At 27.3% G+C, this 14,854-nt stretch carries 12 protein-coding genes and 1 pseudogene; 8 read left to right on the top strand and 5 right to left on the bottom strand.

What is annotated here, in order from left to right; all coding sequences use genetic code 11:
- Positions 1-156: 156 nt before the first annotated feature.
- The 4 genes and pseudogenes from T324_RS0108775 to T324_RS0108760 all read left to right on the top strand — a co-directional run bounded on the left by T324_RS0108775 (position 157) and on the right by T324_RS0108760 (position 1,795).
- The gene (locus T324_RS0108775; RefSeq protein WP_028329906.1) at positions 157-450 is read left to right on the top strand and encodes a hypothetical protein; all 294 of its coding nucleotides are present in this window, start codon (positions 157-159) and stop codon (positions 448-450) included.
- Positions 451-608: 158 nt separating this feature from the next.
- Positions 609-845, top strand: a pseudogene (locus tag T324_RS18975) (tetratricopeptide repeat protein); the annotation flags it as partial.
- Entirely contained in the window at positions 843-1,061 is a 219-nt protein-coding gene (locus T324_RS18970) for a tetratricopeptide repeat protein (protein WP_028329905.1), read from the top strand. The pseudogene T324_RS18975 and the gene T324_RS18970, both read left to right, overlap by 3 nt.
- On the top strand, positions 1,058-1,795 hold the full coding sequence (locus T324_RS0108760; RefSeq protein ID WP_028329904.1) for a tetratricopeptide repeat protein: 738 nt from the start codon (positions 1,058-1,060) through the stop codon (positions 1,793-1,795). The genes T324_RS18970 and T324_RS0108760 overlap by 4 nt, the downstream gene beginning before the upstream one ends.
- Positions 1,796-1,903: 108 nt before the next feature.
- Here the strand turns inward: T324_RS0108760 and T324_RS0108755 are convergent, their stop codons facing one another.
- From T324_RS0108755 to T324_RS0108740, 4 genes are all read right to left on the bottom strand, one after another.
- Positions 1,904-3,202, bottom strand: coding sequence for a glutamate-5-semialdehyde dehydrogenase (locus tag T324_RS0108755; protein WP_028329903.1), 1,299 nt, complete (start codon positions 3,200-3,202; stop codon positions 1,904-1,906).
- 11 nt (positions 3,203-3,213) lie between these two features.
- Positions 3,214-4,086, bottom strand: a complete 873-nt coding sequence (locus T324_RS0108750) for a 50S ribosomal protein L11 methyltransferase (protein WP_028329902.1) — start codon at positions 4,084-4,086, stop codon at positions 3,214-3,216.
- 11 nt (positions 4,087-4,097) lie between these two features.
- The gene (locus T324_RS0108745; protein WP_028329901.1) at positions 4,098-6,086 is read right to left on the bottom strand and encodes a DUF4954 family protein; all 1,989 of its coding nucleotides are present in this window, start codon (positions 6,084-6,086) and stop codon (positions 4,098-4,100) included.
- A gap of 486 nt (positions 6,087-6,572) precedes the next feature.
- Positions 6,573-7,082, bottom strand: coding sequence for a hypothetical protein (locus T324_RS0108740; RefSeq protein ID WP_028329900.1), 510 nt, complete (start codon positions 7,080-7,082; stop codon positions 6,573-6,575).
- Positions 7,083-7,733: 651 nt separating this feature from the next.
- Between T324_RS0108740 and T324_RS0108730 the strand changes: the two genes are divergently transcribed.
- Together T324_RS0108730 and T324_RS0108725 are read left to right on the top strand one after the other, a co-directional pair.
- Positions 7,734-8,129, top strand: a complete 396-nt coding sequence (locus tag T324_RS0108730) for an ArsR/SmtB family transcription factor (RefSeq protein WP_028329899.1) — start codon at positions 7,734-7,736, stop codon at positions 8,127-8,129.
- On the top strand, positions 8,116-10,059 hold the full coding sequence (locus tag T324_RS0108725; RefSeq protein WP_028329898.1) for a heavy metal translocating P-type ATPase: 1,944 nt from the start codon (positions 8,116-8,118) through the stop codon (positions 10,057-10,059). The genes T324_RS0108730 and T324_RS0108725 overlap by 14 nt, the downstream gene beginning before the upstream one ends.
- Positions 10,060-10,103: 44 nt before the next feature.
- On the opposite strand, the gene T324_RS0108720 is transcribed toward T324_RS0108725, so the two are convergent.
- Positions 10,104-11,276, bottom strand: coding sequence for an MFS transporter (locus T324_RS0108720; RefSeq protein ID WP_028329897.1), 1,173 nt, complete (start codon positions 11,274-11,276; stop codon positions 10,104-10,106).
- A gap of 136 nt (positions 11,277-11,412) precedes the next feature.
- Here T324_RS0108720 and rsgA point away from each other — a divergent pair, with 136 nt between their 5' ends.
- Entirely contained in the window at positions 11,413-12,516 is a 1,104-nt protein-coding gene (gene rsgA / locus T324_RS0108715) for a ribosome small subunit-dependent GTPase A (protein WP_028329896.1), read from the top strand.
- 395 nt (positions 12,517-12,911) lie between these two features.
- A complete protein-coding gene (gene thrS / locus T324_RS0108710; RefSeq protein WP_028329895.1) occupies positions 12,912-14,843 on the top strand; it encodes a threonine--tRNA ligase in 1,932 nt (643 codons plus the stop codon).
- Positions 14,844-14,854 lie beyond the last annotated feature (11 nt).

The following is a 14,854-nucleotide window of genomic DNA, read 5'->3' as shown; positions in this document are numbered from 1 at the left end:
TTGTTTAATTATGCTAAAAATCAAATTAGAATTTTCATAAATTTCATTAATCATAATTTCAATTCAAAATTAAAGTTTCAATATTTTAAAATACTTAAATATATTAATGCCTTTCTTTTGGTATTTCTAATCAATTATAATTAAAGGAGTACAATAATGAATTTTACACAGCAGGAACAAAACTATTATGAACTCATATTAGACATGTTAGATGATAGAATTATAGACGATAGCGAGAGGAATCTATTAGATAAGAAAAAGGGTAGATACGGTTCATCCGATTCAAGAGCAAAAGAAATAGAAGATTTTGCCCTTCAAGAAATACAAAATAAAAATAAGCCTAAATTTAATACAGAAGGCGAAGAAGAATATTACGAGCTTTTGGAAGATATGCTTGAAGACGGAGCTATAGATGAAAGTGGAAGAAGTTTATTAAACAAAAGAAAATAAAGTATGGTATATCAGATGAAAGAGCAAGAGAATTTGAGGATTATATAAAAAGTATTAAAGGAGTTAATGATACTACTTCAAATAGTTCTAATAAAGAAAATGCTAAAGATTTATTTGAATAAGGTAGGTCATACTATGATGATAAACAATATGAAGAGGCTATAAAATGTTTTAAGAAAACAGTAGAATTAGAACCTAATAATGATGAATCTTGGCGTTGGCTTGGTAATGCATATCTTTTAAACTCAAATAACGATGAAGCTTTAGAAGCATTCCTGAAAGCTATAGAAATTGATTCTAATAAGTCAAACAATTGGAATTCATTAGGTTTACTATATCAAGGAAAAAAGGAGTATGAAAAAGCTTTAGAAGCATTAAATAAGGCAATACAGTTGGATAAACAAAATTATACTCCTTTGGTTAACATATCCAATGTTTACCGTTTTATGGAAAATTATGATAAAGCTATAGAATATGCATTAAAGGCATCAGAATTGCATACTTCAGCTTATGGGGCATTAGCTATAGCTTATTTTCTGCTAAAAGATGAAAAGATGCAAAAGAGACTATTAATAAATATTTACAATTTTATCCTTCCGATGATAAAATGAAAGAAATATTAGATTCTATAGAAAAACAAGAAAAACTTACAAATATTTTAGAAGCGTTAAATGAGGATGATAACATTTTTGAATTAATTGAAAAGCTAGAAAATGCTAATGAAGGTAAAGAGTTAAAATTGGCATGTAATGAAGCCCTTGATAAAATGAAACAATTATTTGAAAATGAAGATTATAATTATACAGAGGCTTTTTTTAATTTATCTGAACAGCTTGTTTTAAAATTGTATGATATGAAAAGATATAGTGATATTCTTTATATAAATAAAAATATTTCTATTTTGGAGGCTAAAGGTTATTCTGATTTTATAAATAATATGTTTTATTTATTTTTTTCTTCTAAATCATATTATTTTATTGGTCATTATTATAAAGCAATAGATGATTTTATAAATTTAATAGAAAATTATGATCTTAATGATGAATTATTATATGAGGTTATGTTTTCTTTATCTTATTCATATTTAACATTAGGTAATTATCAGGAAGCTATAAAAAGTTATAAAAAAACTTTAGATTTAGATGATAGTAATCCTTATGCATGGCAAAATTATGGTGTTGCTTTGGAAAATGCAGGAAGAATTGAAGATGCTAAATATGCCTATAACAAGTCTTTAGAAATAGAGCCTGATAATGATTATGTTAAAGAACGATTGCGAAATATTAGTTCTCCTTCTGACATAGTTTCTGGTATAGTTAAAGGGATAGGCAAGTTTTTTAAATAATTGTTTATTAGTTTAAAAATTAAAAGGCAAGAGCTTTAATAAAAATCTCTTGCCTTTAATAATTTTATAAAAATTGTTTTATGATTTACTCACATTTGAAAATTAATCTTATTTTATTCTTTTATGTTTAAAACTTGCTTTATGAGTAACATAGTCGTCTACGATTTGATAGTTTCCAAAAATTTTATATTTGTATATTGTTAAGCCTTCCAAACCTACAGGGCCTCTTGCATGAGTTTTATTTGTTGAGATTCCTACTTCAGCACCGAAACCGTATCTGAACCCGTCTGAAAATCTTGTTGAAGCATTGCAGTATACATTAGCAGAATCAACGAATGTCATAAACTTTTCTATATTGTCTTTATTTTCTGATATTATAGAGTCTGTATGATGAGAGCTGTATTTGTTAATATGATTGTATGCTTCTTCTGTATCTGATACTATTTTTAAAGATACCTCTTTGTCACCGTATTCTAAATGCCATTCTTTTACTTCGCCTATATCAGATGAAGTTAATATCTTTTTTACTTCAGTGTCTCCGTTCATTTTTATTTCATTTTCTTTGAATAAATTATAAAGTTTTGGCAAGTATTCTGAAGCTATGTTTTTATTTATGAGTATAGTTTCAACAGCATTGCAGGCACTTGGGTATTGAGCTTTTGAATCCAAACATATTTTTAATGCTTTTTCATGATTGGCAGATTCATCTATATATAAATGACATATACCGTCAGCATGTCCTAGTACAGGTATATTTGTATTTGACTTTATATACTGTACTAAACTGTTTCCGCCTCTTGGTATTATCAAATCAATATATTTATCCATTGATAATAATTCTTTTATATCCTCTCTTGTGAATACTAAATTAACAGAGTTTTTTGGGAATTCTTTTATATTGTTTAGAGTTTCTTCTGTTATATTGTATATTGCTTTATTGGTGTTTTCTCCCTCACTTCCTCCTTTAAGTATAACTGCATTAGATGATTTTATACACAAAGAAGATATTTGAGATATTACATCAGGACGAGCCTCAAATATTACAGCGATTAAACCAATAGGGCAGGATATTTTTTTTAATACTAAATTGTCATCAAGCTCTGTTTCTAATAATACTTTATTAATAGGGTCTTCAAGTTTTACAACATCTCTAATTCCTGAAACAACATCTATTAATTTATTTTCATCCAGTTTTAATCTGTTAAACATAGATTTTGAAATTTTATTTTCATCAAGAAGTTTTTGTGCATATTCTAGATCTTTTTTATTAGCTTCAAATATTTTATCTTTATTTTCTTCAATTTTTTTTGCTATTTCAAGAAGAGCATTATTTTTTATATCTGTATTTAAAGATTGTAATTTATATGTAGCTTCTTTGGCATTTTTTACTAAATCTATTAATTGCATATATACCTCCATTATTCAATATTAAGCATTAAAGATACCCAATCATTTTTTCTCTTTCTTAAAATAATATGAAGATTATTTTCTCTTATAGCATTATTCATAGAAGATTCTTTTTCTAATAAAATACCCGATAATATTAATGTGGAATTAGGTTTTAAAAGCTGTTTTAACTCTGAAAGAATTTCTACTAATACATCAGTTTCTATATTGGCAATAACCAAGTCAAATTTAAAATTCATATTTATTAAATCTTTAGTATTTCCAAGAATTACATTATCTAATTTAATATTATTGTAAGAAGCATTATCTAAAGTACAATTAACAGCATCATTATCTATATCTATAGAAGTAATATTTCTTGCCCCTAATTTATAAGCAAATAATGATAATATTCCACTTCCGCATCCTATATCAGCTATACTTTTTGAAGCTATATCATTATTTTCACTATATTCGTTTATCATTTCAAGTGCCAATGATGTAGTTTCATGTGTACCTGTTCCGAATGCATATTGTTTTGCTATATAAAGAGTACTATCATTTAATTCATCAGAGTCATTTTTTAAATTAGGAACTATAGTTATATTACCTATACAAAATGGTTTTAAGAATTCCATATATGAAGTTAGATATTCATCTGATTCCAATTCTTTTATTTCATAATTGTATTTTACAATATCATTAATATTTTTTTCTATAATAGCTAAATTGTTTTTTAATATATCATTGTTTTCATTATATATATTTACAATAGCTATATTTTCATCATTGATTGGAAATTCTATATTGAATCCAAGTATATTTAATTCTCCGCTTTCTATGGTTGCTTCTATTATATCTTCAAAACCTCTTTCTAATATTATAGACAATGAATGTATCAGCATAACAGCTCCTATTATAGTATACTCATAATATTATTTATATTATTAATTTTTTCTTCTATATCATTTTTATATTTTACAACAAAAGAATTATCTTTTACTGTTCCTCTTATAGCCTCAAAATCTCTTTCCATTGTTGATTTATCATCAACCCCGCAGCTTACCATTTTAGATAAATCATATTCTTTTTTTACATCTCTGTAGAATATCTTGTATGCTTCTTTTAAAAGTAGTATATGTTCTTTTAAAAGTTTAATAATTATTTCTTTATCTATACTTTCTATGCCGTATCTTCTTTTTATAGTATTCATAACCCAAGATTTTTCATCTGATTGATAGGAATTATATAAATCTTCAAATGCATTTATTAATAGTTCTAAAGAATTGATTTTATTATTTTCTATATCTTTTATAACACCATCTATTCTGTCTTTAGAACATATAAGTCCTCCTACATCAACCCATTTTTCAAATACTTTATCATCCCTGTATTCTAAGTTTGTTATTATTTCATCTATATTTTTTGAGTCTTTAATATATGAAAGTATTTTATCATGCAAATATAAATCAATTGCTACAGAATATCTTTGAGAATATTTATCTAAAGAAGATTTTTTGATTATCATATTTTTATATAATATATAGTCTCCTTCTTTATTTATATTCTCTATTTCTGTTCTTATTTCTTTTAATATACTTTCAGAATTAATCATTTTAGATACAGTATATGGACTAAATACATCAAATATGATTAAATCTTTCTTGTCCCCAACTCTTCTGTCTCTATCTTTCCATTTGTTTTCATCTCGGCAAAGCCCTACACCAAATAAATTCAATCCAGGTATTAGTCTTGTTTGATGATAACCATGTTCTGTTATATATGAGAATGGAAAATCAGAAGTATCAACATTATCATAATGAGCACCTATAACTGTAGAAAATGCTCCTATATGAGAAGGCCATAAAATATATGAGTTACTGCCTGTTTTACATCCTCTTTCCATAAAACCATGATGATAAGGTCCTAATTTGTACATATGATTGCTTTGGTTGGTTCCGCTTCCTGCATTAAAGAAAGAAAAATGACTTGCTATTAAAAGTGTTGCTTTGTGATGAGTAACAGTATAAGGTCCGGCAAATATAGAGAACATCTCACCATGCTCTCCTTCGCAGTTAGCAAATAGAAGAGAATCTTCGCATGAGAATTGTCTTCCAAGTTTTACACCTTCTCCTATAAATGCTTTTTTTATCACTGTACTATCAACTATATGCGCACCTTTTAATACTATAGAATCTTTTAATATAACGGATGTTCCAATATATGATGGACATTCTTTTGTACTTATAACTGTTGTATTATTGATTTCATCTGTATTTTCTATTGTAGTATAAGGGTCTATATGCGAATTTTTTATAAGTCTTGCATTAATTATTTTGGCATGTTCTTTTATTTTTCCAAATCTTCTAGTTTTTTTTGCTGTATAATCATCTATCATGGCATTTATTCTAGCACGCATTAAAAATCTGTGCCTGTACATTGCTACCATATAAGCTATATGAGAATTTAGCCTATTAAATATTTTTACGCTTCTTCCGTCTCCTTCCATTATAGGTGAAGTTTCTACTCCGTTTCCAAAACTGCTTTTTCCTTCCATATATATAGAACCGGCATTTTCTATTATTACTCCGTTTTCTATTTTATAATTAGCAATGAATCTTCCTACATTATTGATATAAACATTTCCGTTAATAAATACATCTATTAATGTTGCTCTGTTAATTGAAGCAGGAACTTGTACTTTGTTGTGATATTTTACCATTCCATTAAGTGCATTTATTTTTACTTTACCATGAAACTGTACATCTTTTATTCTTGTTAAATCTACGTTTTTTATAAATATTTTATCCCAAGATTGAGATGAACATCCTTGAGATTTTAGGAATTCTATTTCCTCATTTGTTAAATTTCTGAACTCTTTATCATCCTTAGTAAAACTATACATAACTAAAAAACTTTCCTTTTGTTTATAATTTTTATTTAGCATTATGTTAACTATCGTAAAATTATGATATTTTAATCAAAATTTTTAAATTCGTTAAAAAATGAAAAATATTACAGATTATATACTGAAATGAAATAATTTTCTATAAAAAATTATTTATTCTATTGACTTATTTTAAATACATTATAATATAAATGTATTCAATTTTTTGTATGGTAGGAATGTTTTTTCTAAAAACACTCCTGCCCATATAAAAATAGTATTCTAATTAGATATTAGTCTCAAAATCATAGATTCTTTTTATTTTTTATCATTTATTAATTTTTTAGTTATCTCTTATGAAAAATCTTAAATAGTTTATTAATTTCTCTTATGTTTTTTTATAATGGTATGAGCATATTTTATTTATGCTCATACCGCTTATTTTATTCAATTTTTTGTATGGCAGCTATGTTATTATATTATAAACATACTTCTGCTATATTTTTAGTTCCAGTTTTTTGATGATTGAGGTTTTAATTTTAAAATCAATTTTCCACTTTTTAAAGTGCTATTTAATTCTTGTCCAAATTTAAAGCCAGCATTAGGAGTAACATTTAAAGAAAGTGAAACTGTATTTTCATCATTTCCAGCACTTTTTAATGTACTATAGTCTGATGTTACTTTAAAACCTTTATCAGATAATTTAGCAAAAGCTTCTCCTAGTTTTTTCTCTAATTCGCTTTTTGAAGTGTTTCCACCGCTATTATCGCTTCCTGTTATTTCTTCTTTTACAGTTCCTCCATCTACAGATGTAATTGCAGAAAAATCAAATGTTCCTGTCTTACTAGCATCTCCAACTTTTCCAAGACCTTTTAAAGCATTTACAAGATCAGCATTAGATAATTCTTTGTCGTTTCCAGCTGCAGTAGGGTTTGTTGATTTGTTGTTACAGCTTATAGCTAAAATAGCTGAGGCAGCAACAACTAAAAATAATGATAAAATTTTTTTGTTCATATGAACTCCTTTAAATAATTTTTTATAATAAACACTATTGCTAATGTTTATTTCTTGATTAAATATTTTTTTAGAAACATTAATTATAAGAATTCAAAACTTTTATTTGCAGAAAATAAATATATTATTCTTTGGAAAATCAATATAATTAACTGATACTATATTGTTTTTTACGTAAAATATTTTTTTACTTTTAGTGTAATCTAACTTTACAAATATTGTTTTTAACTTTTTTATTAATGTTTCTAATTTTATCATACTTAAATGCTAGAGTTCTTTATTTTTTATGTCAATACTCAAATCTTTTTTTTATGATAAAAATATTTGTTTTTTTAATTTTTTTTAATCATTGAAAACATATTATAGAAAATATTTATTTTTAATGATTAGTATTAATTTTTATTTATAAATATTTTCATGTTTTTATATCTCAAATCGAATTTTATAGTTGTAAATAAAATATTAAAAAATATTTTCATATGTAATCTTTATTTATCTTTTTTCTAAAAAAATATTTTTTTATTAAATAATGTTTACTTTCTTCTTTACACAATTTTTTTATTTTCAAATTAAATTTTTAAAAAAATTATTGACTTAATTATTATATAAATATATTATTATATTATAATATACTTATATAAAGTTGGTAATATGAAAAATAAATTACAAAATATTGATGAAAAAGAGTTTATAAATAAAGACTTAGATAATGACTGCGAAGTTAACATAACTGATAGCAGTATATCATCATTTATACCTAGACTTCCAAATGATGAAGAGTTTTCTCTTTTAGCTGATTTCTTTTCTGTGTTTTCTGATCCTACAAGATTAAAGATAATATCTGCCCTGAGTGAGAAGGAATTATGTGTGCATGAATTATCATCATTGCTTGATATGAAGCAGCCATCTGTATCTCAGCATTTAAAGATGCTGTGGCAGGCTAGGGTAGTAAAGAAAAGAAAAGTCGGGCTTCATGTATTTTATAGATTAGATGATGAGCATATAGAAAAAATTTATAGTTGGGGGTATGAACATGTTAAAGAATAAAGAAAGACTTTTATTTTTATTAGAAATTTTGCTAGGACTTATAGTATTAATATTATTATACACTTTACATAACAATATACATGGTACTATAGAATATATTATTTTCTTTATACCATATTTGATTTTAGGAAGAGAAGTATTTAAAAATGCTGCTTTAGATTTTATTAAGGGAAAGTTTATGCGTGAAAGTTTTCTTATGAGTATTGCTACAGTTGGAGCTATTATACTTCATGAACTTCCTGAGGCTTTGGCTGTACTTATGTTTTATAGGGTAGGTGAGTACTTTGAAGATATGGCAGTTGATAAATCTAAGAGAACAATAGCAGCATTGATGGCAATAAGACCAGATTCAGCAAATATTATAAGAGCTAATGGAAATGTTGAAAAAGTTGACATATCTGAGGTACATATCAATGATAGTATAATAATAAATCCGTTTGAGAAAGTGCCTCTTGACTCTGTTATATATGAAGGTGAAAGTTGGATTGATACTAAAGCTTTGACAGGTGAGAGTATGCCTAGAAGTGTTAAAGTTAATGATGAAATTTTAGCTGGAACTATAAACGGAGATAATACTATTAAGGCTAAAGTTATAAGAGGATATTCTGAATCTTCTATAGCTAAAATATTAAAACTTGTTCAGGATTCACAAAATAGAAAAGCTAATATTGAGCAATTTATAAGCAGATTTGCAGGAATATATACCCCTATAGTGGTATTCGGTGCAATTTTCCTTACTGTGATACCTACTATAATATACGGTACAGAAGTTTTTGATAATTGGTTCAAACGTTCTTTGACTCTGTTGGTTGTGTCTTGTCCTTGTGCATTTATGGTTGGTATTCCTTTAACATATTTTGCTTCTATAGGAAGAGCTTCTAAATTTGGAATAATGGTTAAAGGTGGTATATTTTTAGATTTACTTGCTAAAGTTGATAAGGTTATTTTTGATAAAACAGGAACTCTTACTAAAGGTGAATTTTCTATAAGAGAGATATATAATACTGGTGTATACGATGATGAAACATTACTTAAATATGCAGCTTATGCTGAAACAGGTTCTTCCCATCCAATTGCTGTATCAATAGTTGAGCATTATAAGAATCATCATAATGGTGTTGTAAATGACAGTTTAATTTCGAGTCATAAAGATATAAGCGGAAAAGGTGCTTCATCAATAGTGGAAAATAAAAATATATTGATAGGAGGACTCGATTTATTAAAACAAAATAATGTTGAAATATTAGAAATTAAAGAAAATATTAATGTTCATATTGCTGTAGACTCAAAATATGCCGGCGGATTTTTCATTGATGATAGCGTGAAAGATGATACTAAAGAAGCTATTGATTTATTAAATTCAATGAGTATAAAAACTGCATTAATAAGTGGTGATAATGTTGACAGAGTAGAAGCATTTGCAAAAGAGATGAATATACAATCATTTAAAGGAGGTTGTTTGCCTGAAGACAAAGTAACTGTATTAGAAGAAATGATGAAAGATTCTAAGGCTTCAATATTCGTAGGTGATGGTATAAATGATGCTCCTTCTCTTGCCCGTGCTGATATAGGTATTGCTATGGGCGGACTTGGTTCCGATGCTGCTATAGAAAATGCTGATGTTGTTATTATGGATGATAAGCCTTCAAAAGTTGCCGCTGCAATAAAATTAGCTAAGAAAAATCATATAGTAGTTTTGCAAAATATACTTTTAGCATTAGTTATTAAATTTGGAGCTATTATATTAGGAGCTTTAGGACTTGCTTCTATGTGGTTAGCTATATTTGCTGATACAGGAGTTACTGTTATAGTTGTTCTTAATGCTTTAAGACTGCTTTATCCTTTAGGTGAAAAACAGGAAAATATAAATGTCAATACAGAAGCCTGTGATATTAAAGTAACTAATTGTAATTGTGGATGCGAACATTGATTTGATATTTATAATGTTGTGAAAATATAGATGCATGATTTTTATTATGCATCTATATTTTTATTTTTTATAGTCTTTTTTATCATTAATTTATGCATGATAAACATCAATATTAAAATTAATATCAAATAGAATGGTAATAATGATATTGATATGTGATTTGCAATGTAGCCAAATAACGGAGGCATTGCAAGAGTACCTATATAAGCACTAGCCATTTGTACCCCTATTATAGCCTGAGAATTTTCTGCTCCAAAATTATATGGAGTTGAGTGTATTATAGAAGGGTATATTGGTGCACATCCTAGACCTATAATTATAAATCCTATTAAAGATACAATATTTACAGCAGGAATAATCATTAATATAATACCTATTAAAATTAATAACTCGCCTAAAGTTATCATTTGATTATCATTTAATTTCATTGTTATAAATCCCGATATAGCTCTTCCAACAGTGATGCCTATATAAAATAAACTTCCAAATGAAGCTGCAGTTTTTATATCAACACCTTTATATAGATTTAAATAGCTGCTTGCCCATAATCCTGTTGTAGCTTCAAGAGCACAATAACAAAAAAAGCATATCATAATTTCTCTGGCACCGGGTATTTTTATTATTTCTTTCAAACTTAAAGCTTTTGTACTTATTTTTTCTTTATTTTCTTCATCATTTTTATTCCATAAAGGAAGGCTCAAAAATAAAATGGCAGTTAGTACTATCTGTATTATTGATATATATCTGTATCCTGCATTCCAATTACTATTAGTGATAGCATATCCCATTATATACGGTCCAGTAGTTGCACCTATTCCCCACATACAATGAAGCCAGCTCATATGTTTGCTTTTGTAATGAAGTGCTACATAATTATTTAAAGAAGCATCTACACTTCCTGCCCCTAATCCATAAGGTATAGCCCAAACACATAAAAATATATATGAATGAGTAATAGAAAAACCAAAAAGTGCTATAGCTGTCATGGCTACGCTGAATGCAGTTATTTTTCCAGCTCCGAATCTTTTAGTTAATCTGTCACTTTGCAAACTAGAAATTATAGTTCCTGCTGATATAATCATTGATATTATACCAGCATAAGAAATAGGCACATTCAATTCTTTATGCATAGTAGGCCATGCTGAACCAAGAAGGGCATCCGGAAGTCCCAAACTGATAAATGATAAATACATAATAGCAAGTAGTAAATTAACCATATTAAATATCCATAAAATTATTTGAATATTATAATATAAATAATTTTTTATTCAATATCTATTATAAATAATTAAATTGACAAAACTTTTATATTTAGTATTATATTGCTGTATATTTTATTTGGGGATAAAAATATTGAAAATAAAAGATATAGGTTTCGATGAATATTTTGAGAAATTAGCACTTAAGAGTTTAAATATTAATTCTTTAGATGAAATTAATAAAGAAGAACTTATTCCAGCAAGAGTAATAAGAATTAATAAAAGATATTATACTCTTTTTTCTGATGAAGGCGAGTTTTTAGCTAGAATAAAGGGTAAGATTAGATATAATTCAGAAGTACAAAGCGAGCTTCCTGTTGTAGGCGATTGGGTTTTAATGAAAAAGTCTGATAATAACGCCTTTATTGATACAATTCTCACTAGAAAAAATATTTTGTATAGAAAAGCTAATGTTAAAAAAAATGATATTCAGGCTATAGTAAGCAATATTGATTATGCTTTTATTATAGTAGGTATTGATAATGAGATGCCTATGTCTGCTATAGCAAGATATTTGTCAGTTGTTCATACTTCTGGAATTAAACCAATAATTGCTATAAGTAAAATAGACTTATATGAAGATGCTGAGTATAAAGAATTGTTAGCGACTATAAAAGAAACTTATCCTAATGAAACAGCATTTGCTTACAGTTCAAAAACAGGAAAGAATGCTGATACATTTCTAAAATATATTAAGAAAGATACTTCATCAGTATTTATAGGAGCTTCAGGAGCAGGAAAATCTACTATTATCAATTATCTTTTAAAAGATGAAAAGATGAAAACTCAGGAAGTAAGAGAGTATGATTTTAAAGGAATGCATACCACAACTCATAGAGAGCTTTTAGTATTAGACAGCGGAGGTGTTGTAATAGATACTCCGGGGTTAAGAAATTTAGGTTTATGGGAAGATAACAAAGGAATAAAGAAAACTTTTGAAGATTTGGAAGAGTATGCTAAAAAATGTAAGTTTAAAGACTGCACTCATCAGCATGAACCTGATTGTTATATATTAGAATTACTTGAAAATGATGAAATACCTTATGAAAGATATGATGCTTATATAACTCTGCTTAATGAAAATAGAGAACTTCAAAAAACTTCTATAGAGATAAAAAAAGACAGGAAAATGGCATTAAAGAAAATCACGAAGCATAAAAATAATTATAAGAAGATGAATGTAAAAAATAAGAAGTAGTTTAAAGTGATAAACGAGCAGCTGATAACTGACGAAGGAAGTTGTCAGCTAATAATGGGCGAGTTTATCACTAGCAATAATAAAAAATGGTATTAATAAAATCACGAAGCATAGAAATAATTATAAAAAATGAATATCAAGAATAATAAATAATTTAACTGATAAACGAGCAGATGATTAGTAAATTATAACTCAATTTATTGCTATAATATAAATTTATTAAAATTGATATGCGTATTTTTGTATTGTAATGCCAAAGCAGTGAGTAAAAAATCTATGCTATAAATAATTATTTTATAGTTCATTTGTTGACTATTGTTTGTATGTATGTTATAATGGCTCTAAATATTTGCAAAAGTTTTGCAAATAAAAGTATCAATTCAAGAGGTGTTATAATGTCAAAAATTAATTATTTAGGACAGTCTTATGACTTGTCTAAAGGAGAGTCTTTATTAGACTTCCTTAAACAAAATGCTAAAAAAGATTCCAAAGATGCAGTAGCAGCTAAGTTTAATGGAATACAAGTTGACCTTACATATACGCCTGAAACAGACGGCGATTTAGAATTGATACTTACCACCTCAGATGAGGGACTTGAAATATTAAGACACTCTACAAGTCACTTAATGGCTCAGGCAGTTAGAAGACTTTATCCTAATACTCAGGTTACTATAGGTCCTGCTATTAAAGATGGTTTCTACTATGATTTTGATGCAGAAAAGCCTTTCACTGAAGAAGATTTACCAAAAATCGAAGATGAAATGAAAAAAATCATCAAAGAAAATATACCTGTAATAAGAAAAGTGATGAATAAAAATGAGGCTATAGAATATTTCAAGAAAGCTAATGAACCTTATAAAGTTGAAATTATAGAAGGGATAGATGCTGATACAGTATCTTTTTATGAACAAGGCGATTTTATAGATCTTTGCCGTGGACCTCATGTTCCTTCTACAGGATATTTGAAATCTTATAAATTGATGTCTGTTGCAGGAAGTTATTGGAGAGGTGATTCTAATAATAAAATGCTTTCTCGTATATATGGTACAGCTTTTGAAAGCAAAGAATCTTTAGATAAATATCTAAAAAAATTGCAAGAAGCTAAAGAAAGAGATCATAGAAAATTAGGTAAGGAATTAAATTTATTTAGTTTCCATGATGAAGGTCCTGGTTTTCCTTTCTGGCATCCTAGAGGAATGGTTATTTATAAAGCTGTTGAATCATATATTAGAAATGAAAATGATAAACGTGGATACGTTGAAATAAAAACTCCTGCCATTCTTAATGAAGAATTATGGCATAGAAGCGGACACTGGGATAATTATAAAGAAAACATGTATTTTACAGAAATTGATGAAACTAAATATGCTGTAAAACCAATGAACTGCCCAGGCGGTTTGATTGTTTATAATTCTAACATACATAGTTATAGAGATTTGCCTTTAAGAGTTGCTGAATTAGGTTTTGTTCATAGACATGAGCTTTCAGGAGCTTTGCATGGACTTTTTAGAGTAAGAGCTTTCACTCAAGATGATGCTCATATATTCTGTACTGAAGAGCAATTAGGCGATGAAATTATTAATACTATTGAATACTATTTATCTGTATATAAAGACTTTGGTTTCGAGAACTTTGAAATATTTGTTTCTACTAGACCAGCTAAATCAATCGGAAGCGATGAGATTTGGGAGCTTGCTACTAAATCATTAATTAATGCTTTAGATAAACTTGGAATAAAGTATAAAATTAATGAAGGTGACGGAGCTTTCTATGGTCCTAAGATAGACTTCAATATTAAAGATGTTCTTGATAGAAACTGGCAATGTGGTACTTTACAAGTAGACTTCTCACTTCCTATAAGATTTGAGATTAGCTATGAAGGTAAAGATGGTAAGAAACATACTCCTGTAATGCTTCACAGAGCTATATTAGGTTCTATGGAACGTTTTATAGGAATATTAGTTGAGCATTATAATGGTAAATTCCCATTATGGTTATCACCTTTACAAGTAGCTGTAGTTAATGTACTTAATGAACAGCCTCAAATTGACAGAGCTAACGAAGTAGCTAAGGCATTAAAAGATGCAGGATTCAGAGTAGAAATTGATGAAGGTAATGAAAATTTAGGTACTAAGATTAAGAAATACCGCTTGCAAAGAACTCCATATACGGTTATAATAGGAGCCGAAGAGGTTTCCAGCGGAAAATTATCTGTTAGAACACGCTCTTCACAAGAAATTAAAGATATGGATTTAAATGAGTTTATAGAGAAACTCAAAAAAGAATTTAAGGAGAGAATGAATGATTCTATATTTACTACTAAATGAGGTAGATAAAT

The organism is Brachyspira alvinipulli ATCC 51933 (assembly GCF_000518245.1).
GTDB classification, from domain to species: Bacteria; Spirochaetota; Brachyspiria; order Brachyspirales; family Brachyspiraceae; genus Brachyspira; species Brachyspira alvinipulli.
Note: the sequence above shows the minus strand (reverse complement) of the source record. Positions and strands in the feature narration are given on the sequence as shown.